Below are 21,552 nucleotides of genomic sequence, written 5' to 3' on the forward strand. Positions count from 1 at the left end.
CGGCGCTATTCCCCTTCCAGCAGGTGGAGCCACATTGCCCGCCCCTGGGCGGCGCGGGCGATGGACAGGAAGTAACTGACGACCGCGTCTGCTTCGCCGCCGGACTTGACCCCCTCCCGCTCCAGAAAGGCGTCGAGGCGGGCGTTGAACGCGGTTCGCTGGGCGGCGGAGAAATCGTCCATTCCCTTCAGCCCGAAGGCGCGCTGGTCGTCCTTGCTCAGCTTGCTGAAAAGCTGTTGCAGCCGGTCGGGCGTGAAACGGCCTTTCAGCTCATCCTCGGCGATCGCCATGCCCGCGTCGCCGGCGGCGATGAGCGTGGCGATAGACCCGCGCTTGCTGTCCCACTTCCATTGCTTCGCGCAAGCGTCCCGCGCGGCGCTGGTCAGGTCGCCGAGCTCGGCCAGCGAAGCGGCCGAATCGTCGAGCACCAGGTCGGCCGCCTCATAGGCTTGTTCGGCCGTAAGCTTGTCCGCGACGCAATAGACTTCATCCTCGTTCCACCCCTTGGGCTTCGGGGCCGGTGGAGCAGCAGCAGCGAGCGCGAGCGCGGAGAGCAGGATCATGGAGACCGGTTAGCAAGCCAGGCCGCGCTTCGCTACGGTCGAGCCATGGCGCACAAAATCTATGCGATGCCCTTCGCCAAGGTTTACCCGCTGCTGGTCGCCAAGGCGGAGCGGAAGGGGCGGACCAAGGCCGAAGTGGACGAGGCGATCCGCTGGCTGACCGGCTATTCGGACGCGCAGCTGGCGCGGGTGCTTGCGGACGGCACCGATTTCGCGGCGTTCTTCGCGCAGGCGCCGGCGATGAACCCGGCGCGGCACCTGATCACCGGCACGATATGCGGCGTGAAGATCGCGGAGATCGAAGAGCCGCTGATGAAGGAAATCCGCTACCTCGACAAACTGGTCGACGAGCTGGCCAAGGGTCGGCCGATGGCCAAGGTGCTGCGGCAGTAGCGGCGGTCCGGCGCGGCGCCGGGGGTGCTCGGGAGCCGCTTAAAGTCACTAAAGTCACGCGGTCGTGCAGCTTTTTCGTGACTTTAGCGGAGGGCGCGCGGGGCGGTCGTGGAGCGGGGTCGTAGACGATCGCAAAGAGCCGGGCCGCGCGTGGCGGCCGGGCATGAACATGCTCCACAAAGGCGCGTGTAGGACAGTGCTTTCGTCACCGGTCGAGGATTGGCGGGATCAAATACGACCGGACGCGATGACGGCGTCGCCCCGCGGCGCTTCGGCCACTTGGGTCGCGGCGAGGATCAGGCGGAGCGTTTCGGCGGGCTCATCCCACATCGGGAAGTGGCCGCTGTGATCGAACCAGTGGAAGGCAGCATCGGGAAAGGCCGTCCGTGCGCGCTCGGCCTGCGCCCCGAGGCAGAGGCGGTCGTGGCGGCCCCAGCCGATCGTAACCGGGCCGGCACCGGGCCCGGCCGGCCCCTCCTGCGGCGGGCCGGCGGCGAGGTCGCGCACCAGCGGCAGCGCTGTCGGGGTCGCGGCGAAGGCGGCGAGCTCCGACGCTACGAGCTTGCCGTCGAGCCGCCACGGGTGCGCCGACAATTGGGCGAGCAGGAGGGTGCGGCCGGCCGCGGTCCGGGCGATCGGCTTCACCGCGCCGCCGAGCCCGCGCAGCAGCCCGACCGAGGCGGTCAGGGTCGTCTTGAACATGGTGCGTTCCCAGCCCTTCCAGAAGCCGCCGGGATCGAGCGCGACGGTCGCCCCGCGATGCCCGCGCCGCGCCATTTCCAGCACCATGCGGGCGCCGAGCGAGCTTCCGACCAGCGGCACGGCGCCGAGCCCTTGGTCGACGATGAAGGCATCGAGGCTGCGCATCAGCCCGGCGAACGTGCCGCTGTCCGCCTCCGCCGGCGCGCCGTCATGGCCGGGCAAGGTGATGCGGATCACCTCGTGCCGGGCGGTGAGGCCGGCCAAGATTGGATCCCAGGCGCGCGGCGTGCTGCCGAGGCCGTGGACAAGGACGAGCGGCGGTCCGGCGCCGGTGCGGGTGGAGATCATGGAAGGGCAACGCGCGGGGAGGTGGGGATGGGCCCCTGCGACGGCGCAGCTTTTTCGGGACCTGGGGTCGGAGATCGGTCCGGGCGTCGTTTGCGTGGCAGTGTGCGGACCCGTTGAGCTTCGCTGCGCTCGCAATGACGGAAGGGCGCGTGGCGGCAGGACGGTCGATTGATTTGACTGCACGCCCGACTAGGCTAGCCAGGTTCGGCCGAACAAAAGGGGGGCCAATGGAAAACAAACGTCCGGTGTCAATCACCGTCATCGCGGTGTTCTTGCTCATCAGTGCTGCCTTCGGGCTTTACAGCGTGCTGACGATCGAATCGAACCCGTTGGCGCAAGACATGATGCGCCGGATGAGCTTCCCCATGGAGGTGTACAAGTTGAACGGCATAGTCGGGACGCTGGTCACGGCGATTTCCGCGTTCGGTATGCTCAAGGGTCGGCCGTGGTCGCGAGTGCTCTATATCGGTTGGACCATTTTCGCGACGATCGTGTCCCTGGTGATCCTGCCCGCGATCTCACTCATGGTGATGAGCGTGATCGTCGTCGCGATCGTCGCCTTCTTCCTGTTCCGGCCGAAAGCCAATGCGTGGTTCGGCACCAGCGGTTTAAGCCTGAGACGCGATCAGGCATGATCCGACGCGTCATCAGCATCCTGTCCTTCGCGTTCGGCGGCTGGATGCTGACCTGTGAGGCGATGCTTGCATTCTTCACGTTCGACGGCGGTGCGGCAGCGGTCGCCCTGGGGATCGGATTTTTCCTAATCATTGCCGGCGTCCCCCTGCTTATCGGCAGTTGGATCAGCCCAGGCCGTCGATGGCGGGAGCTGGGCATCACGCTACTGGTGGTCGCCGCAGTCGCCTTGTTCCTGGGCGTGACGATGGGATTGATGTTGGTCGACCCGGCGATGAAGGGCCTGATGCCGCCGTTGCCCGAGGGACTGAGCATTGCGCCGTTGAAGGGCGCCGCCAACCTGCTCGCCATCGCCGGCCTTGGCTGGTGGCTTTACCGCGGCTCGTCGCGGGCAGGCGAGGAAGCGCGCGACAGGAGCCAGGAAGGGAGTTGAAGCAGGCAGGCCGGCGGGTGGCCGCAGGCCAACCCAATCAGCTTCGCTGACTTCGTTCCGACGTCACGGATTTACTCCGTGACGGCCTCTTCCCTTGTCGTTTACAGTTGGCCGCATGCTGACGTTTCAAAGTCTACTTCGGGAATCCGGTCTCGAGCCACGCGATGTTCGACTTTTGCGACATGCCAAAGCGCAAAGCACGCCCGGCATGTCTCAGTATCGCGCATGGAGGGAAGATATCGAGGTCTTCCACCGTTACCAATCCACTCAGCCCGTAAAGTACCGAGCCTACTTCGACGCACCGTATTGGGCAGCGTTTGTGGCTACTCCAGCGAAGGAAACGTTGTTCGTTGGACTGTACGAAGTGGAGCTATCGGAGCGAGCGATCCCGGCTTTCCACTGCCCTCTGACAGGAAGCTTCAACGAGGCTGGAACGGTCGACGTCTACTCAACGAGCTTCGTCGCCGACTTGGAGCCTTATCAGGGCAAGCTCGTGATAGATTGGGGCGCTGGAACGCGTAGCTGGGCCCAGTATGCAGATCGCAAGCTGAAACCGATCATTGAATTGAGAAGGTCGGAAAGCGATCCACCGTATCCAGGTCACAGCGCCTTAATCATTCAGCTGTCGCAAGCTGAGGCGCTACCCATGAGTTGGACCGCGATACTTTCTGAAGCGCGAGGCGTCTATCTGCTCACCTGCCCGCGCACCAAGGAGCAATACGTAGGTGCTGCTTTTGCCGGCGGCGGTTTCCTAGCGCGCTGGAAGCAACATGCGTCGATGAGCGGTGATGCACTGGCGTTTCGATCGCGCAATCCTGAGGATTACCGAGTCAGCATCCTCGAGGTCGCCGGCTCCCTGTCAACCGACGATGATATCGTTCGGATGGAGCAACGCTGGAAGGAAAAACTTCAAAGCCGAGAAATGGGACTCAATAGGAACTGACTACCAGATCACAGGAACAGCGCTTGATAAGCTTCTGAAATACTGTGTGCAGAAATCATATGCTTTCAAATTTGCCATTTCTAACTCGTCCAATTGCCGCTCATCGGGATCAAGCAACGTCTGCCGTGGGTCGAGTTTGTCGAACATCTGCAGTATAGATTGCTCCACATTCGCAACGGCGGATTTGCTCAAGCCATACGTGGTTGCGAACACTCGTCGAAGGTTGTTGGTGGGAGCTTTCAACAATTTCATGTTAAGTGGATGAAACGAGAACCCGAGGAACACAAGAGTGTCCGCACTGCTTAGTGCGTCGGTAAGTCCGGACTTGATTGTGGCATCGCCGACTCCCTCACTGAATGTCCTGATGCCTTGCGAAGCATCTAAGAGGTTCACGTCGGAGCTTCCGAACGGAATCGTCAACCGCTCGATCTCGTCCGGTCGACCCGCAACGCCGTAAGGATGGATGATCTTCAGGCGCGCCATGATCTGACTGACTTCGGCGGGCTGCAAATCGTAGTATTCACGGAGCGCGCGGGGCAGGTATGCTTCAACACAACGATCATAATTGAATACGATCAGTGTCAAGTTTTCGAAGACGCGATGTATGTCATCGCGCGAGACGCCTTCCGAAAGCATCTGAAAAAGTCTCGGGATCCAAGTATCGGCCACAGAAGCAAAGTCGAAAGGCTGAAACTCGTCTTTTAAGCCTGAAATCCTCGAGCTGACTTCTTCGAGCAAGATGGCCTTAACGATGCCGAGCTTGGCGCAGAGGGCAATGCTCTCGTTTCCACGATGCGCATCTATGAAGTTATCGATGGACAGCGCATGCGGCATTGCTTGGCTAATTAGACGAGCGCTCTTAAAGTCTTGGTCCGATACTTTATGGGAGCCACTTACTGCCTGGTTATGCCGTCTGAGCCATTCTACAATTTGGTAGTCGCCTCGTGTAAGTTCACTCCAGTCGAAATGAAGGTCAAGCAGGTCAGCGATCTTGAACTTTAGGGAGTCTCCGACAGCAATTTTGTATTCAGCGCTCGCCCCTGCGCCGACCACAAAAACAGTTGGTTCGGAAAACAAGATCTACTCCGCAGCCACCCCAGCAGCCTTGAACATATCCGGCTCCCCGGCAGCCTCATCCGCACCATCGTTCGCCGCTTCGCTCTTGGCCTTCTGGCGGCGGTCGAAGTTGTCCCAGACCTCGTTCCAGTTCCCCCGCGTCGCGGCCTTTGAATATTCGGTCGCTCGGGTTTCGAAGAAGTTGGCGTGCTCGACGCCGTTCAGCAGCGGGGCGAGCCAGGGGAGCGGGTGTTCCTTCACCTTGTAGATCGGCGGCAGGTGCAGCTGCCCCAGGCGCCAGTCGGCGATGTAGCGGATGTACATCTTGATATCGTCGGCGCTCATGCCTTCGACCGGGCCCTGTTCGAACGCGAGGTCGATGAACGCGTCTTCCAGGTCGACGGTGTGGTAGCACATCTCCCGAATGCTCTTCTTCACCGCGGGGGTGTAGCAATCCCGCTCCGCGCAGAAGGCGTGGAACAGCTTGATGATGCCTTCGCAGTGGAGGCTTTCGTCGCGCACCGACCAGCTGACGATCTGCCCCATGCCCTTCATCTTGTTGAAGCGCGGGAAGTTCATCAGCATCGCGAAACTGGCGAACAATTGCAGCCCTTCGGTGAAGCCGCCGAACATCGCCAGAGTCTTGGCGATATCCTCGTCATCCTCGACTCCGAAGGTGCTGAGGTAATCGTGCTTGTCCTTCATCTCCTTATACTGAAGGAACATGCCATATTCGCTTTCCGGCATGCCGATCGTGTCGAGCAGGTGCGAGTAAGCAGCGATGTGCACCGTTTCCATGTTGGAGAAAGCGGCGAGCATCATCTTGATCTCGGTTGGCTTGAACACGCGGCCGTATTTTTCGTGGTAGCAATCCTGCACCTCGACGTCCGCCTGGGTGAAGAAGCGGAAGATCTGCGTCAGCAGGTTGCGTTCATGGTCGGACAACTTCTGCGCCCAATCGCGGCAATCCTCGCCCAGCGGCACTTCCTCCGGCATCCAGTGGATCTGCTGCTGCCGCTTCCAATATTCGAACGCCCACGGGTATTCGAACGGCTTGTACTGCTTGCGGGCTTCGAGAAGGGGCATTGGTCTAAGCTCCTAGAGAAATGGCTGAGACGATGACGGCTGCGATCAAGGTAAAGCCGACAACGACGAAGGTAATTCCGACGTATCGATTGTTTCGGAGTACATAGGGGTTTGGAACCGGGCTGTTGTCGCCCCAGGCTTTCCTAAATTCGTGTTCCAACGCCGACTCTCGGCGACTCCGCACGTTTACAAGATAAGCCCCGTAAGCGACCGCCAACAGTCCTAAGCCTATGAACCCCAGAGCGTACGGATCCATCAGTCGATCCTCCGCGCCGTGGCCTCGATGACGTTGCGGTCGCGATAGACTGTGTGCGACTTGCGGGCGCCGACGCCGAACACGACGATGCCGAGGAAATAGCCGAAATCGTACCAGCCGCCGTTGTTGGGCACGGCATAGACCGCGACCTGATCGGTGAAGAGCGAGACGACCCAGGCGACGGGGAAGATGAAGCCGTGCCACAGGCCGAGCAGGAAGCCCGGCGCCGCGGGGGCGACGGCCGCGCCGGACTGGGTCGCGGCGCAGGCGGAAAGGGCAAGGGTGAGCGCCGCTAGGGCTGCGATCCGGGCCACGCCGTCAGACCGGCTCGGCTGCGCCGACCGGCTGCCCGCCGTGGCAAGTCCACGAATTGCTGGCGCAATTCGAGGCTGCCCGCACCTTACCAGAAGAGGCGGTCGCCCCGCACCGTCTTGCCGCTCTCGACCCGCGCGAGCCGGCCGCGCCACATCTGCACGTACATCCACAGGCCGGAGAAGCTGAAGAAGAAGAGCGCGAAGCCGGACAGGATCGAGATGGCGGTGCCGGCGGGCCCGAAGCTCTCGCCCGAATGCAGGTGATGGAGCAGGCCGACGTTCCAGCCGCCCGGCTTCGGCTTGGGCCGGCAGGTCATGGTCGCGGGGCATTCGAAGCCCGGCGGAGTCGCCGCCGCGGCCGCCTGCGCCTGGCTGGGCGCATTGGCCTTGTTGACCAGGCTGCCGACCTGGCTGAGCACGCCCGTCGCCGAAATCCACAGCAGGAAGACGCCGAACAGGACGGCCAGCCACCGATGCCACTTGCGCAAGCGAACCTCCTAAATGCGAATGGTTCGCAGTATCAAGCGCAGTCGCGGCGGCTTTGCAAGCGGTCATCGCGTCACCGCCTCGTGACCAGCAGATAGATGAGCACCAGGCCGAGGACGGCAAGCGCGATCATCGCGCCGAGCAGCACCGCGCGCGTGGACTGCGACTGCGGTTTGCCAGCCAGGCCGCGCCGCTGCATCGACAGGGTCGGCAGCAGGACGGCGAGCATCGCCAGCAGGATGACGATCGCGGTCATCGCGCCGCCCCGCCGCGCGACAGGAGCCGCCGCGAGGACCCACCAGTCCCGCGACGGCTCCGTCCCCCACCCCGAGGCGAAGTTGTGCTAGTCACTGCGCTTGCTCCAGTTCCGCCGCCGACGGGCGATAGCTCATCAGGCCCAGGCCGTGGACGACCAGCAAGGCCGCGGCCACGAACATCAGGACGGCGCTCTGGCTGCCCTGGCGCTCGCCGCCGGAATTGCGGCGATAAACGACAATCCCGCCGACCAGCAGCGCCGCGCCGATCGCCACTTCGATGATCGCCTGAGTCGTCACCGGCCGCCTGCCGTCACCGCGAAAATCGCCGTCGCGGCAAGCGCGATCAGGTCGAGCGCAAGCAGCCCGCCGACGACTCCGCCGGCGATCAGGCCGGCCTTGCCGGCCTTCGACTTGGGGCGGAATCGTTCGGGGATCAGGCGCATGCTTACTGTGTCTCGCCCCTTCCTAAAAACCAGCGCAATTGGACGCCGATCCGCGCATTCTTCCGTACGCTACGGTCGCTGCCATGAGACATTCCGAGTCCCTCGACCTGGCACGTCATTCAGTCCGGCGATTGTACGATAAGCGCGTGGCGAGCACACGAGAAAAAGCATCCACAGGATTAGGAAATCTGTGGATTAAGCCTAGATGTGGTAGCAGTCATCATCCGTCGACACGATATGTAGCGAGTCAGAAGCCGAGAGTTACCACGATTGTGTCGGTGTAGGTTCCGGGCCGAACATTCTGACCGCCGGGGATTCGTCCATAGACCGGGAAGATGCCATGCACCTGGTCGGAGACCATCGTCGACGTGCCGGCGGCGCCATCTCCCCAGGCCGTGAACCGTCCGGCATCTGTGTATAGCTGATACTGCAGAACGTCGCTTCCCCCCGTCATTCCTCGGGCGGAAGGGTTGCCGCCGCTTTCAAGCCGGATCGTATATGTGGTGGATGCGTCGCAACTGACGCGAATTTGCCCAACCCCATCCGTCGAACTGCCGCTCAATGGGGAGTACGCGCCGAAGTTCACGCCGACCGACTGCAACCCGCACGCGGGCGCAGCCGACGCCACTCCCGCGCCAAACAAGCACTTTGCGGCACATGCGAAGCAGACGACCGACCGCATCATGACCGACCCTATTTGCAACCCTGTACTCCAAGGTCGGCAACGAGGTCCGCATCCGCGGGAATTGCGAGGGGGATGCGGCAAGCCCCGCCCTTCCATTCTAGCCGCACGCTTTGGCTGTTACCGACATCTTCGAAAAAGAATTGCCCGTCGGGTCCGCCTATCGACTCCTTCCCGTCGTCGAGTTTTGCGATCGCGTCGGACGGGACCGGATTGCCATTCGGCAGGACCGCAGTGATGAGCACTGCCTGTCGCCGAGCGGCATCAAAAACGAGACGCGAGCCAGTTCGACGGTAAGGTCGGACGGACTGTTCGTACGATCCTGCCGACACGCCGAGCGGCAGATCTCCCTGCTCAATGCGAATCACATTCCTGTCGAACGCGCGCAGCAGCGGGACGACGGCGGTGCCATCCTTCCCGGTCCGTGCGACCAAGGCGTTGTCGGCATAAACGCGAACACCCTTGAATCCATCAGTTTGAACGATCGCAAAGCTATCGGCCAATTCGCGAGCTACCAACGGCCGACCATCAATCATGCCGATTGCTCCGCGAACGCTGCCACGAACCGCGTTCGCGCCGGCTGCGCGAGCAATGCCAACCTCGAAGGCCTGTCGATCGTTCTGATAGAAACCCCGAGCTTCAAGCCGTTCGACCGCGCCACGCGCTGCGCGGACTTGATATCCGTAACCCGTCCCTGGGGGTAGATCCTGCTGCAGCGAGGCGACCTGATAGGACCGGCCCTCTTCATAGCGATAAGCGATACTGCTATTTCGCCGGCCTAATGGGGTCGAAAGGTTGAAACCGAGCAGGGGCGATTTTCCTTTCCCTGCATAGAGGGCCGTCATGGAGAGACTGCTCCCGCCGATGAAAGGCAGAGTAGCGGTCATTCCCGCGAAGTGCTGGCGCGGACGATCGGTCCAGTGACGGATGAGAACATTGCCGCCGAGGCGCATTCTCCCGACAGGTGCGCTGACAATCGCCCGGATCGATGTCGACGGGTAAGCAGCAGCGCCGTAGTCGGCGACGGACTTATAGCGCGACGAAGCGAACTGCGCGTCCACGGAGAAGGTCAACGCGCGCTGTTGGCGTTCAAGATTGAAACCGATCAAGTGCCCGATCCCTTTGGGCCCGCGGCTCGCGCCCCCGACCCCGCCCACGATCAGTGATTTTCCGAGCAGATAGGACATACCCATCGACGCCAGCTGGGCATGCGGTGACGCTTCAGCGTGCGCCTCCGCAGTCAATCGCGACGATACGCCGCGGCGGTGCGTCGCGGAAAACACCGGGCTGGCATAATCCGCGCTTCGAAGGGCGAAGCTTTTCCGAAGAAATCCGACTTCATAAGAAAAGTCCTGCAAGCCCTTCCGCAGCAATTCCGTGGATGCGTAATAATCCACGGTGACCTCTGACTGGCGGCCCAGGGCATCGCGGACGACGAGCGATATGCGGCCATCGCCCGAGACCACGGGAATATTCGTGACTTCAAACGGGCCTGCCGGAACTGCGTGGGATCCGGCCAGCACGTCGTTGACATAGACGTCAGCAACCGAGGGGACGGCCGCGCTGCCGTTCAGACTTGAAACCGGAAAGGTGATGAGTCCTGGGCGAATAGAAAAGTCGCTGCCCCATTGCAGGCCGGCCAGGCGAAATGGGCGAGCAGCGGCGCTGCCTCGGCTGATTGCATCGCCAATCCGGAAGAAATGCAGGTTGTCCGGATTTTCGCGTGTCCAGTTCGTTTCCAGGCGAACCGGCCGAAGCCTTCGCCCCTCGTAGTTGATCGCAAAGCGGCCCGAACCGTATCCGAGACTGGAGAACAGTCCGGCTTCGAACAGCGCACCGCCCTGCATGTCGCCAGAATTGCGTTCCCCGAACAGATCGTAGTTCAAGAATGCCCCCGTACCCGGCGGAGTCATGGGCGGAAGGTCAAGCAGCGACAGATCGAGACTCGACGGGATGAACGCGGACGGCGGCGCCTTCACTTCAAGGCGCTGTTGCGTTTCAAGAATGACGTATTTTACCAACGGCAGGTCGTCCAGCGCGACGATCCGTTCGTCATCGACAACGACCGAATCGACGCCTTGGAGATTGAGCCGCCACGCGGTTGCATCAGCCACGCGTATGTACAACTTACCGGCGCCATCCGCGAACACGACGACGCTTTCCGCGACGGGCTGGTCGTTGACCGCTGCGCTGACGATCGACTGCGTGAACTCTGTCGCAACAACGGCCCCGGACACCTGGCCGGGCAATGCGACGCAGGCGACGATCGCCGCGGCGTGACTAGTTAGGCTGAAGCGGAACCTGCACGGACTGCTCACCCTTGCCCCCTGCAAACCTGACTGTCAGCAGCTCGCCACTTCTGGCTCGCGGCGCCGAACCGATTTTCCAAGACTTCATGCCCCCGGCCAGAATTGTGCCCGGGCGCCCCTGATGCTTTCCGGTCCCCCCCGACGCGAATCCCCATTGCAACGAAGTGATTTGAAACCGCGACCCTCCCGCGTTGCTCGCGCTCAGCGTCACGAGACCGTCCGCTGAGCGAGTGGCCTTCCAGGCGAGGACTGGCTGAGCGGGATTCGCGGTCAGGATGAAGCACGGAACATCAAAGCGCAGGAGCATAGTGACCGTCCCACTCACGCTTTTCTGTGAAGGCACTTCCTCGATGATAATGCGATAGGCCTTTTCGGATGCCCGGTCGCGCGCTTTCGGACCAAGTCGGATGACCTGGGAGCCGCCGGCGGCGATGCGCGCCAGCGGGGGCGACAAGACGATGTCCCGCGTATCCTCGTAAACATCGGCCCCGGCGGCCTGGCGCCAGGCGAGGACCTTCGTTCGAATAACGACGGGTTCAGTTCCAACATTGTCGACGGTGATCAACGCGGCCGCCTTATCGGGCTTCACTTCGACGAGGACCGGATTGATCTGGAAAGTGGATGCCGCTGCAGGCTGCACGCCGAACACGCCAAGCGCGAGCGCGAGGCCGTTCAGACAGGCGAAGCGAAATTTACGGGGCATTGGCCGATCCGCACTTACCGCGGCGGAGCATTTGGAGCCCCGCCGCGGAAGCACGAAGTTCAATCAGTAGAGGAGCGTCAGGACGACCGTGTCCGCATAGTCGCCAGCGGGAACGGCGGTCTGACCGGCCGGGATCTTCGCATAAACGGTTTTCGCCTGCGCCGACCCGGTTCCCACGCCGCTGAAAGTGTAAATCGTGTTGGGGCCATTGAAATCGGCAAGCCAGACGTTGGTGCGGGCACTGTCCAGATAGAGATTGTACTTCAACATGTCGCTCGTCGTGGTCGACGTCATGCGACGATCCGTGTCGAGCGCGTCGACACCTTCGCCTTCACTGGCCATCACTTCCCAAGCCGTGCCGTTCGTGCAGACGACGCTCATGCCGCCGGTCGCGGGGATCGAGGAGTTCAGGGTAACGTCGATGGTGCCGAAAGCCACCGGCGTGGCGCTTACACGGCACGTCGGCGTCACCGTGGCCGAAATCTCCAGGTTAGTCGAAGTCGTCGATTGCGCCGACGCAGTTTGCGACCCGAACGCGAGGCCTGCAGTACAGATAGCAACGAACCCGTGCCGAATTTTCTTGCTGATCATCTTAATATCCCCATCAATGTTCTTCGCAAATCAAACTCGACACGCCTCACGAACAAGCACGGAGGTCTGTCCGCGCCTGTCAAACTCATCTGACGACGAAGTGCGACGGCCCCGGCATCACTGCCGAGGAAGCCTTTTGCGTAAATGTGAGAACCCCCCACGGATTCAATTGCCACCATTTTGGCGGCAGAGGTCAACTATTTGTTAACCCTAGAAAGATCAACTAAAAAACAGGTGACTGTCCGATTTTTCGACGAACGGTGGTGCGTTTCGGTAGCGTCTTAATGTTTGGTGACGCCAGATGCGTCGCCATGCGCCTCGCCCGCCGCCTGTCGAATAGCCGCAACCCGCTTATTGGCAGGCCAGGCACTCATCATAGTCGGTGGTCGAGGCGAGCTGGATTTCCTTGAGGTTGGGGGTGTTGTCGGCCTCCACCCCGCCGGCGAAACCGGCGCGCTGCACCGACTTCGAGCGCAGGTAATAGAGCGACTTGATGCCCAGTTCCCAGGCGCGAAAGTGGAGCATCAGCAGGTCCCACTTGTCGACGTCGGCCGGGATGAACAGGTTCAACGACTGCGCCTGGTCGATGAACGGCGTGCGGTCGGCGGCAAGCTCGATCAGCCAGCGCTGGTCGATTTCGAAGCTGGTCTTGAACGTGTCCTTTTCGTCCTGGGTCAGGAAGTCGAGGTGCTGCACGCTGCCGCCATTTTCGAGGATCGAGTTCCAGACGTTGGTCGAATCCTTCGACTTTTCCTGCAGCAGCCGCTCCAGGTACGGGTTCTTGATCGAGAAGCTGCCCGACAGCGTCTTGTGCGTGTAGACGTTGGCCGGGATCGGCTCGATGCAGGCGCTGGTGCCGCCGCAGATGATCGAGATCGACGCGGTCGGAGCGATCGCCATTTTGCAGGAAAAGCGCTCCATCACGCCCATGTCGGCGGCGTCGGGGCACGGCCCGCGCTCGACCGCGAGCTGCATCGAGGCTTCGTCGACCTGCGCCTTGATGTGCTTGAACATCTTGAGGTTCCAGCTTTTCGCCATCGCCCCTTCGAACGCCAGGTTCCGCTTTTGCAGGAAGCTGTGGAAGCCCATCACGCCAAGGCCGACCGACCGTTCGCGCTCGGCGCTGTACTTGGCGCGCGCCATTTCGTCCGGCGCGCGGGCGATATAATCGGTGAGCACGTTGTCGAGGAAGCGCATCACGTCCTCGATGAACTGCTTGTCGCCGTTCCATTCGTCCCAGGTTTCGAGGTTGAGCGAGGACAGGCAGCAGACCGCGGTGCGGTCGGCGCCGAGATGGTCCTTGCCCGTCGGAAGCGTGATTTCCGAGCATAGGTTGGAGGTCGAAACCTTGAGGCCGAGGTCGCGGTGATGCTTGGGCATCGACCGGTTCACTTGGTCGATGAAGATGATGTACGGCTCGCCGGTCGCAAGGCGGGTTTCGACCAGCTTCTGGAACAGGGCGCGGGCGTCGACCTTGCCGCGCTCCGATTGGTCCTTGGGGCTGCGCAGGATGAACTCGTCGCCGCTGCGCACCGCTTCCATGAACTCGTCGGTGACGAGCACGCCATGGTGCAGGTTGAGCGCCTTGCGGTTGAAGTCGCCGCTGGGCTTACGGATTTCGAGGAATTCCTCGATCTCCGGATGGTTGATGTCGAGGTAGCAGGCAGCCGACCCGCGGCGCAGCGAGCCCTGCGAAATCGCCAGCGTCAGCGAGTCCATGACCCGGACGAACGGGATGATGCCGCTGGTCTTGCCGTTGAGGCCGACCGGCTCACCAATGCCGCGAACGCTGCCCCAATAGGTGCCGATGCCGCCGCCCTTGGACGCCAGCCAGACATTCTCGTTCCAGGTGCCCACGATGCCTTCGAGGCTGTCGGAAACGCTGTTGAGGTAGCAGCTGATCGGCAGGCCGCGACCGGTGCCGCCATTGGACAGGACCGGCGTCGCCGGCATGAACCACAGGCGCGAGATATAGTCATAGACGCGCTGCGCGTGATCCTGGTCGTCGGCGTAAGCGGAAGCGACCCGGGCGAACAGGTCCTGGTAATTCTCGCCGGGCAGCAAATAGCGGTCGCGCAGCGTGTCCTTGCCGAATTCGGTCAGCAGCGCATCGCGCGACTCGTCGGTCTTCACGTCGAAAGCGCGGGTGTCGACAGTCTTGCTGTCACGGACGGTCGTGGTGACGACGTCGTCGCTGCTGACTTCGGTGCCGGTTGAAAAATCCATCGCGCTTCCCCGCTCGCTTGCCGATCCGCCCAAAGTATCCGGGCCGGACCTGTGTTCCTGACTTGTTCGACTCGGAGTCACCCGAGCCTGATACGCCCTTTTGCTGCCCAATGCCCGTATCCGAGAGTCCGGGCGGCTGTGGAAAACGGGGACGAAGCAGGTCCGTCACCGGAATAGCAGATTCCGGCGCCAAACACCATGTATTGCGTGCGTCCCCCGACGTCCTACCAGCTATTGTGCCTCAACTGTCGAACAACGCAAGCGGGTAAATGTGGGGTGAAGCATTTTTCCTGTGGATTTGGCGGACCGCCAGGCGACGGCTCGTCTCAGCTCGATCGTTTCGCGAAGGCCGCGTGGACGAGGTATTCGGGACCGTCGCCTTCAAGCGCTTCATAGCGGGCAAAAAGTTCGCCAAGCTCCTGCCCAAGCGCTCGAACCGTCGCGGTATCGAGTCGCAGGACTGCCCAGAGCTCGCCGGCGGATGGCGGTTGGTTAGCCTTTCTCGGGACCAGCTGAATCTCTGGCGCCCCGTCGGCGGTGGCGCTGACCCGCACGCCGGCAAGATCGGACTTGTAGAAGTTGTGCTCCAGCAAGGAACGAAGCTCGCTCGCCAGGTCGCTCGTGAACAGCTGCTCCATCGCCCCGGACGGAAGGAAGAAACTGGCGGCCGTGGTGCGGTAATATTTGACCGGCTTGCCCTGCCGCCGGTCCTCCCGAGCGACGTAAAGCAGGCCACGTTCGAGCAGGCGCTGGACATGGTAGAAGACGTAGCCGACCGGCCGTTCCAACGTGGCTGCGACCGCGGTGACGGACCTGGGCTCCGGCGCGAAGGCGAGAAGGATTCGCCGCTTCGCCTCGTCCGCGAACAGGCGCGCGAGCGCCGGATCGCTAACTACGCGCTCTGAACTTTGATCTTGGGCTGTTTTTCGCAATTCGCCACCTCCTACCAAGCGCCGGCAAACTTGGAAGGGGTGGAATTTGAAAACGCCAGATTCGATGAGGATGACGAAGACCAGGCTGCGCGGTTCGCTGGGACTGCTCGCAGCCGTATCGATGCTTGCCGGTGCCGCCGCGCAAGCGGCCCAGCCGGAGAGAATGGCAGTGGCTCAAGGACCTCAGGCGACCGGCAAGGCGATCATCGATTGCGCTGCCACATTTGCGGAGGCCGACGAATTTTTGGGCGTTGTGATGGTCCAGTCAGGCGGCCGGACGATCGCGTCCGCCGCATATGGCATGGCCGATCCGAGCCGGGGCGTGAGGAACAGGCTCGAGACGCCGTTCAACATCGCATCGGCCGGCAAGATCTTTACGTCGACCGCTATCGGCCAGTTGATCGACCGCGGCAAAGTTCGCCTCGACGACAAGGCGCGGACCTATTTGCCGGAGTTGCCTGCGGCATTCGCAACGATCACGGTTGGCCAGCTGCTCGACCATAGTTCCGGCCTGCCCGAGGCCGTCAAGGACAATCCCGGCGATCTTGCGCGCGCAACGACCGCCCGCGAACTTGTCCCGACAATCGCCGCGCACAAGCCATTGTTCGAGCCGGGGACCCAGCACCGTTATTCGAACACGGGCCCGATCCTCTCGGCGGCAATCGTCGAAGCGGTCACCGGCATGAGCTTTAGCGATTATGTCCAAAGGCATGTTTTCGGGCCGGCGGGGATGAAAGCAAGCACGGTGCGCACCAGGCCCGCCGACGCCGCCCAGATGTTGACTCGATCACTGGTCCTGACGGGCGAAATGCACATCGTGTCGAGCGAAAAGAGTCCGCGGCGGGTGTCGACATTCACCTCCGGCGGCGGGCCTTACGGCGGTGGTTACAGCAACGCTCCCGACTTGCTTCGCTTTGCCCGCACGCTCACGTCCGGCAAACTCCTCTCGGCGCGGACGAGGGCCGAACTTTGGGGCCATTCCGCGCGCGTGCCGGGGGCAGGCCCGGGAGACTATGCGTACGGCTTCCAGACGAGCAGGAATGGCGACAGGATGAGCGTCGGTCATAGCGGGCTGATGGGCGGCGCCAATGCCGAGGTGCATTGGGCGTCTGACGGTGCCTGGTCCTTCGTGATCCTGTCGAATTACGACCCGATGTCCGCGACCATTATCGGCAATGCGGCGCGCCTTGCGCTTCTGGGACTGGAAAATCCGAAAAACGCCTGCGCCGCAGCAAAGGGCGGACGCGGCATGCCGCAGCCGACGATAGTTGGTCCAGGCCCTGGGCCTGGCGGCCCTGCACCCGGCGCCATCGTCGGACCCGCGCCCGGCCCGCTGATGGGGCCGGGAGGCGGGCCGGTCGAAGCGCCGAGTTCCAGTGAGGGCGTAGAGCGCGGCTAGCGCGGCCGAGTAGGGATGCGCGGTTAGATGAAATGAACCTTGGCGCCCCGTTCCACGGCGCGGGCAAGTTCGGCGGCATCCCAATTGGTCAGGCGGACGCAGCCGTGGCTGCTGGTCTTGCCGATCAGCCGCGGCTCTGGCGTGCCGTGTATGCCATAGCCTTCGCGGCTGAGGTCGATCCACGTCGAGCCGACCGGATTGTTGGGCCCGGCGGCGATGGTGAGCGTTTCGTCAGGGCCCCAATCGCGCCCTTCCGGATCGAAATGGTAGGTGGGATTGGAAGCGATTGCCGTCACCTCCACCGTCGTGTCGGGCGACGGGTGAAAGCTGCTTCCGACCGTCGTCGGATAGGTCGCAACAAGCCGCTTGCCGGCGGCGTAGGCGCGAAGCTCATTGGCATCCTTATCGACCTCGATATCGACCACGGCATCGCCAAGCTTGTCCGCACCGGCATCGGCGATCACGATCCGGGTGCCGGCTTTGGCGAAGTCAGCGCCGGGATTGAGCGCCTCGAAGAAGCTTCTCGCCATGTGGAATTTCTCGGCCAACGCTTCGGCGGCCGATTCGTAGGTGACGGCGTCAAGCTCGGCCATCGCCGTCAACCCTTCGGGGACGCTGTGGAACGGGCCGGCGACGTCCGCCTCCGTCACCGTATAGGTTTTCAACAGCGCGCCTGCGTCGTTTGCGGAGAGGCGCTGGAGAAGCGCGGAGCCGACCTCGCCGGTCGGATCGAGCCCGTTGGCTTTCTGGTAGGCGAGGACGGAGCGGCGCGTATTCCCGCCTGCAGCGCCGTCGATGACTCCGGGCGAATGATGGGCCCGATCGAGAAGGATCTGCGCCGCAAGAATTTGTTGGGTGCGCGCACCGGCGAAGAGGCCGGGCGGGATCGCTGGATCGAGGTTGACGGAGGACTGGGTCTCCGCGGCCGCCGGTAATGCCGCGACGGAGGTCAGAAGCGGGAGCCCGAGGAGCATGAAAGCGAGGCGGTTGAAACGGTTGATGAGCGGTCTCCTTGGCTGCTGGTTTCGATCGCAGCTTTCGAAGCGCAATCCGGGTGCGAAGGGACCAGGCCCGGGTCGCTGCCGTTCCCCGCATCAAACCAATGCCTGGGCGCGCGCCCTGTTCCCCTGCGCGAGCCGGGATGACGGCCCGTCCACACGGTTTCGCAATCGACGGGAGCAATACTTCCTCGAGGAGCTGTTCGACCAAGGCGTCGAAATCCCGGCCGGCTGAGCGGCTGCATCTTTCAGCTTGGCGGCGGGCAGGCTAACGCTGCCCGACGTGGAGCTGCCTCTTCTCGGGATTTCAATCATGTTCAATCTTCGCCGCCTGTCCGTGCTCCTTGTCAGCGCTTCCACGCTGAGCGCCTGCGCAACCGCGCCGCAAGTCGCAGTTCCGGACGCGCCTTCATTCACGGCGACGACCCAGCCAGCGACGCCCCAGCCGGCCCCGGTCAGTGCCCTGGTCAGCGAAGTTTCGATCCCGCACAGCGGCTTCAAGCTGGCCAACGGGCTGACCGTGATCGTCCACGAGGACCATAAGGCGCCAGTGGTTGCGGTCAGCACATGGTATAATGTCGGGTCGAAGGACGAGCCGAAAGGCAAGACCGGCTTCGCGCATCTGTTCGAGCATCTGATGTTCAACGGTTCCGACAATCTGCCGGGCGATTATTTCGAATATCTGCAGCAGATCGGCGCGACCGATTATAACGGAACGACCTGGTTCGACCGGACCAATTATTTCCAGACGGTGCCGCGCTCGGCGCTCGAGCGGGCCTTGTTCATGGAAAGCGACCGCATGGGCTACCTGCTTGGCGCGGTGACCCAGGCCAAGCTCGATAACCAGCGCGGCGTCGTCCAGAACGAGAAGCGGCAGGGCGACAACCAGCCGGGTGGGCTGGTCGAATATGAAGTGCTGGAGAACCTGTTCCCCGACGGGCATCCGTACCAGCATTCGACCATCGGTTCGATGAGCGACCTTGACGCCGCCAGCCTGGCCGACGTGAAGCAGTGGTTCATCGACAAATATGCGCCGAACAACGCGGTGCTCGTCCTGGCCGGCGACATCGACGCCGCCGAAGCGCGGCCACTGGTCGAGAAATATTTCGGCGCGATCGAGCGCGGCCCGGTCAATGTCCCAGCCGCCGCCGACGTCCCGACGCTGTCCGCTTCCAAAAGCATCGTCATGAAGGACCGCGTCGCGGCGACCGAGATCCAGCGGCATTGGGCGGTGCCCGGGCTGCTGTCCGACCAGCGGGCGGCGCTCGACATCGGCGCGTCGATCCTTGGCGGGCTGGCCAGCTCGCGCCTCGACCGAATCCTGGTCCGCGACGAGAAACTTGCCGTCAGCGTCAGCACCGGATCGCAGCCATTCCAGCGGATCGGCATGTTCCAGGTCGGAGTCACCGTCAAACCGGGCGTCGATCCCGCGCTGGTCGAAAAGCGGCTGGATGAAATCATCGCCGATTTCGTCGCCAACGGACCGACCGAGGACGAGGTGCGGCGGGCCGCGACGCAGGAAATCAGCGGCGAAATCCGCGGGCTCGAGCAGGTCGGCGGGTTCGGCGGCAAGGCGGTCGCGCTTGCCGAAGGCCAAGTCTACGCGGGCGATTCCGACTTCTACAAAAAGACGCTGGACCGGTTCGCCAACGTCACTTCGGCGGACGTGAAGGCGGCGATGCAGCAGTGGCTGTCGCGGCCGGTGCTGGCGATCCGCCTGGAACCGGGTGACCGCCCCGAATATCGCGAGTCCGGCTTTAAGCCCAAGCGCGGCAAGAGCGCCGATATCCGCACCCCGAAGGTCAAGCGCGTGCTGCCGCCGCTGGGCGAGCCGGCGCCGCTCGATTTCCCGGAGGTGCAGCACAGCGCATTGTCGAATGGCGTGCGCGTTCATTATGCGCAGCGCACGACGGTGCCGCTGACCCAGGTCGGGCTTGCGTTCGACGCCGGCTTCGCCGCCGATGCCCCGGGCCGCCGCGGACTGCAGAATTTGACCTTGTCGTTGCTCGACGAAGGCGCCGCGGGCCGAAGCTCGCAAGCGCTGGCCGAGGAAGAAGAGCGGCTCGGTGCGCGGATCTCGGCCGGCGGCGGCGCCGACCAGAGCAGCGTGAGCATGTCGGCGCTGAGCGCCAATCTTGGCGCCTCGCTCGACCTGCTGGCGGATCTCGTCCAGCGGCCCGACTTCAACCCGGCCGACATCGACCGGGTCCGCACGCAGGTGCTGACCGCCATTTCCCAGCAGCAGAAAGACCCGCAGGACATCGCCAACCGAGTTCTGCCGGCGCTGCTCTATGGCGAAAACCATCCCTACGGCGGCACGCAATATGGCAATCCCGAGGCGGTAAAGAGCTTCACGCGCGCGGACCTGGCCAGCTTTCACCAGCGGTGGCTGCGCCCCGACAACCTTGAAATCTTCGTCGTTTCGAACCTGCCGCTGGCCGATGTCCGGCAAAAGCTGGAGCGGGCGTTTGGCGGCTGGACGGCCCCCGCAGTGCCGAAGGGCGTCAAGGCGTTCGGCGCGACTCCGAAGCGTGCCCTGGCCGAGCGGATCGTGCTGATCGATCGGCCGGGATCGCCGCAATCCTACATCATGGCCGGGCAGGTCACGCCGGTCGATCCGCGCAGCGACGTCACCGCTCTCAACAGCGCCAACGACATCCTGGGTTCAAGCTTCCTGTCGCGGATCAACATGAACCTGCGCGAAGACAAGGGCTGGTCCTACGGGGTCCGCGGCACCACCCAGATCAACGCCAAGGTCGTGCCTTATATCGTCACCGCGCCGGTCCAGGCCGACCGCACCGGCGATTCGATCCGCGAACTGCGCAAGGACATTCGCGACATCCTGACCACCAAGGGCGTGACCAGCGCCGAGCTCGATCGGACGATCGCCAACCGGATGAAGCAACTGCCCGGCCAGTTCGAAACGTCGGGCGCGGTGCTTGGCGCGATGCAGTCGAACGCGCTGCTTGGCCGGCCGGACAATTATTACGAGCTGCTGGCCGATCGCTATCGCGGCCAGACCCGCGCGAGCCTCGACGCGGCGCTGCGTTCGGCGATCGACCCCAACGGCTTCGTCTGGATCGTCGTCGGCGACGCGGCGAAGGTGCGACCGCAGCTCAAGGCGCTGAAGCTTCCGATCGAGGAAATCGAACCGCGCTAGGCCGGCCCGGCGCGGCGGCCGCTCAGCGCGCGCGCTTGACCGCGCCGCCGCCGACGATGGCGGTCGAGACCCGCGGATTGCCGGCGTAGGTGATCAGGCCGCCGCCATTGATCGCGGCGTTGACGACTGGCGACGTGCCCGTCGCGATCCGGCCGCCGCCCATGATCGCAGTGTTGAAGGAGGCAGCGTCGACCGAGCGCAGGTCGATGTTGCCGCCGCCGCTGACCGCCGCGGCAAGGTGACGCTGCCGGCCGAAGCCGCTGGCGGCGACGATTTCGCCCCCGCCCTCGATCCTCAAGCTTGGGACCGCGGGCGCCTGGATGTCGACGCGCACCTTGTAACTGGCCGGGCAGTTGCGGCTACAGGCATCGATCGTCAGCCGGCCATCGGCAGCGACCGCGAATTTGGTGATCGCCGAATCTCCCTCGACCAGGGTCACGCGCTGTTCGGGGCCGGGTCGGACCGTGACGCTCCCGCCGCCACGCAACTCGACGGATTGGAACTGCGAAACCGGCACCGTCTGCGCGGCGGCGAGCGGTGCGGCGGTGACGGCAATGGCGATGAAGGCGAGGGTCGAGCGCATCGAGAAAACCTTTCGTCGGCCGCAGCGGATGGCGAACCTGCTACATTTGTGGCGCT

At 63.2% G+C, this 21,552-nt stretch carries 23 protein-coding genes; 6 read left to right on the forward strand and 17 right to left on the reverse strand.

Going from position 1 to position 21,552, the window contains the following annotated elements:
- Positions 1-5: 5 nt before the first annotated feature.
- On the reverse strand, positions 6-563 hold the full coding sequence (locus G7078_RS10595) for a hypothetical protein (protein WP_166095864.1): 558 nt from the start codon (positions 561-563) through the stop codon (positions 6-8).
- A 45-nt stretch (positions 564-608) separates the two neighbouring features.
- Between G7078_RS10595 and G7078_RS10600 the strand changes: the two genes are divergently transcribed.
- Positions 609-956: a DUF2200 domain-containing protein gene (locus G7078_RS10600; protein ID WP_166095867.1), complete on the forward strand. Its 348-nt coding sequence runs from the start codon at positions 609-611 to the stop codon at positions 954-956.
- Between the two features lie 228 nt (positions 957-1,184).
- Here G7078_RS10600 and G7078_RS10605 read toward each other — a convergent pair whose 3' ends face one another.
- A complete protein-coding gene (locus G7078_RS10605; RefSeq protein WP_166095869.1) occupies positions 1,185-2,006 on the reverse strand; it encodes an alpha/beta fold hydrolase in 822 nt (273 codons plus the stop codon).
- Between the two features lie 227 nt (positions 2,007-2,233).
- On the opposite strand from G7078_RS10605, the gene G7078_RS10610 reads away from it, so the two are divergent.
- From G7078_RS10610 to G7078_RS10620, 3 genes are all read left to right on the forward strand, one after another.
- Positions 2,234-2,641 (forward strand): hypothetical protein, encoded by a 408-nt coding sequence (locus G7078_RS10610; RefSeq protein WP_166095872.1) that lies wholly within the window; start codon positions 2,234-2,236, stop codon positions 2,639-2,641.
- Positions 2,638-3,072 (forward strand): hypothetical protein, encoded by a 435-nt coding sequence (locus G7078_RS10615; protein WP_166095874.1) that lies wholly within the window; start codon positions 2,638-2,640, stop codon positions 3,070-3,072. Before G7078_RS10610 ends, G7078_RS10615 begins: the two co-directional genes overlap by 4 nt.
- A 208-nt stretch (positions 3,073-3,280) precedes the next feature.
- The gene (locus G7078_RS10620; RefSeq protein ID WP_246166372.1) at positions 3,281-4,015 is read left to right on the forward strand and encodes a GIY-YIG nuclease family protein; all 735 of its coding nucleotides are present in this window, start codon (positions 3,281-3,283) and stop codon (positions 4,013-4,015) included.
- Here G7078_RS10620 and G7078_RS10625 read toward each other — a convergent pair whose 3' ends face one another.
- From G7078_RS10625 to G7078_RS10685, 13 genes are all read right to left on the reverse strand, one after another.
- Positions 4,016-5,092, reverse strand: a complete 1,077-nt coding sequence (locus G7078_RS10625; RefSeq protein ID WP_166095878.1) for an SIR2 family protein — start codon at positions 5,090-5,092, stop codon at positions 4,016-4,018. It lies immediately after the preceding gene.
- A gap of 3 nt (positions 5,093-5,095) precedes the next feature.
- A complete protein-coding gene (locus G7078_RS10630) occupies positions 5,096-6,157 on the reverse strand; it encodes a ribonucleotide-diphosphate reductase subunit beta (protein WP_166095881.1) in 1,062 nt (353 codons plus the stop codon).
- A 255-nt stretch (positions 6,158-6,412) separates the two neighbouring features.
- Positions 6,413-6,727, reverse strand: a complete 315-nt coding sequence (locus G7078_RS10635) for a hypothetical protein (RefSeq protein WP_166095883.1) — start codon at positions 6,725-6,727, stop codon at positions 6,413-6,415.
- A gap of 86 nt (positions 6,728-6,813) precedes the next feature.
- The gene (locus G7078_RS10640) at positions 6,814-7,215 is read right to left on the reverse strand and encodes a PepSY domain-containing protein (RefSeq protein WP_166095885.1); all 402 of its coding nucleotides are present in this window, start codon (positions 7,213-7,215) and stop codon (positions 6,814-6,816) included.
- A gap of 71 nt (positions 7,216-7,286) precedes the next feature.
- On the reverse strand, positions 7,287-7,469 hold the full coding sequence (locus G7078_RS10645; protein WP_166095887.1) for a hypothetical protein: 183 nt from the start codon (positions 7,467-7,469) through the stop codon (positions 7,287-7,289).
- A gap of 91 nt (positions 7,470-7,560) precedes the next feature.
- Positions 7,561-7,767, reverse strand: a complete 207-nt coding sequence (locus G7078_RS10650) for a hypothetical protein (RefSeq protein ID WP_166095890.1) — start codon at positions 7,765-7,767, stop codon at positions 7,561-7,563.
- Positions 7,764-7,913, reverse strand: a complete 150-nt coding sequence (locus G7078_RS10655) for a hypothetical protein (protein WP_166095892.1) — start codon at positions 7,911-7,913, stop codon at positions 7,764-7,766. Before G7078_RS10655 ends, G7078_RS10650 begins: the two co-directional genes overlap by 4 nt.
- A gap of 247 nt (positions 7,914-8,160) precedes the next feature.
- On the reverse strand, positions 8,161-8,694 hold the full coding sequence (locus tag G7078_RS10660) for a Csu type fimbrial protein (RefSeq protein WP_343037793.1): 534 nt from the start codon (positions 8,692-8,694) through the stop codon (positions 8,161-8,163).
- Complete coding sequence (locus G7078_RS10665) at positions 8,607-10,913, reverse strand: fimbria/pilus outer membrane usher protein (protein WP_166095897.1); 2,307 nt, start codon at positions 10,911-10,913, stop codon at positions 8,607-8,609. The genes G7078_RS10660 and G7078_RS10665 overlap by 88 nt, the downstream gene beginning before the upstream one ends.
- Positions 10,876-11,607, reverse strand: coding sequence for a fimbrial biogenesis chaperone (locus G7078_RS10670; protein WP_166095899.1), 732 nt, complete (start codon positions 11,605-11,607; stop codon positions 10,876-10,878). The genes G7078_RS10665 and G7078_RS10670 overlap by 38 nt, the downstream gene beginning before the upstream one ends.
- Positions 11,608-11,670: 63 nt before the next feature.
- A complete protein-coding gene (locus G7078_RS10675) occupies positions 11,671-12,198 on the reverse strand; it encodes a Csu type fimbrial protein (protein WP_166095902.1) in 528 nt (175 codons plus the stop codon).
- Positions 12,199-12,549: 351 nt separating this feature from the next.
- On the reverse strand, positions 12,550-14,424 hold the full coding sequence (locus tag G7078_RS10680) for a ribonucleoside-diphosphate reductase subunit alpha (protein ID WP_166095904.1): 1,875 nt from the start codon (positions 14,422-14,424) through the stop codon (positions 12,550-12,552).
- Positions 14,425-14,750: 326 nt separating this feature from the next.
- Complete coding sequence (locus G7078_RS10685) at positions 14,751-15,356, reverse strand: winged helix-turn-helix domain-containing protein (RefSeq protein WP_166095907.1); 606 nt, start codon at positions 15,354-15,356, stop codon at positions 14,751-14,753.
- Between the two features lie 70 nt (positions 15,357-15,426).
- Between G7078_RS10685 and G7078_RS10690 the strand changes: the two genes are divergently transcribed.
- Positions 15,427-16,755 (forward strand): serine hydrolase domain-containing protein, encoded by a 1,329-nt coding sequence (locus tag G7078_RS10690; RefSeq protein WP_166095909.1) that lies wholly within the window; start codon positions 15,427-15,429, stop codon positions 16,753-16,755.
- A gap of 23 nt (positions 16,756-16,778) precedes the next feature.
- Here the strand turns inward: G7078_RS10690 and G7078_RS10695 are convergent, their stop codons facing one another.
- Positions 16,779-17,729: a L,D-transpeptidase family protein gene (locus G7078_RS10695; protein WP_246166373.1), complete on the reverse strand. Its 951-nt coding sequence runs from the start codon at positions 17,727-17,729 to the stop codon at positions 16,779-16,781.
- 337 nt (positions 17,730-18,066) lie between these two features.
- On the opposite strand from G7078_RS10695, the gene G7078_RS10700 reads away from it, so the two are divergent.
- Positions 18,067-20,913, forward strand: coding sequence for a M16 family metallopeptidase (locus G7078_RS10700; RefSeq protein ID WP_166096354.1), 2,847 nt, complete (start codon positions 18,067-18,069; stop codon positions 20,911-20,913).
- Between the two features lie 22 nt (positions 20,914-20,935).
- Here G7078_RS10700 and G7078_RS10705 read toward each other — a convergent pair whose 3' ends face one another.
- Positions 20,936-21,496, reverse strand: a complete 561-nt coding sequence (locus G7078_RS10705; RefSeq protein WP_166095911.1) for a GIN domain-containing protein — start codon at positions 21,494-21,496, stop codon at positions 20,936-20,938.
- Positions 21,497-21,552 lie beyond the last annotated feature (56 nt).

The sequence above is a fragment of the Sphingomonas sinipercae genome (assembly GCF_011302055.1).
In the GTDB taxonomy this organism is placed as follows: domain Bacteria; phylum Pseudomonadota; class Alphaproteobacteria; order Sphingomonadales; family Sphingomonadaceae; genus Sphingomicrobium; species Sphingomicrobium sinipercae.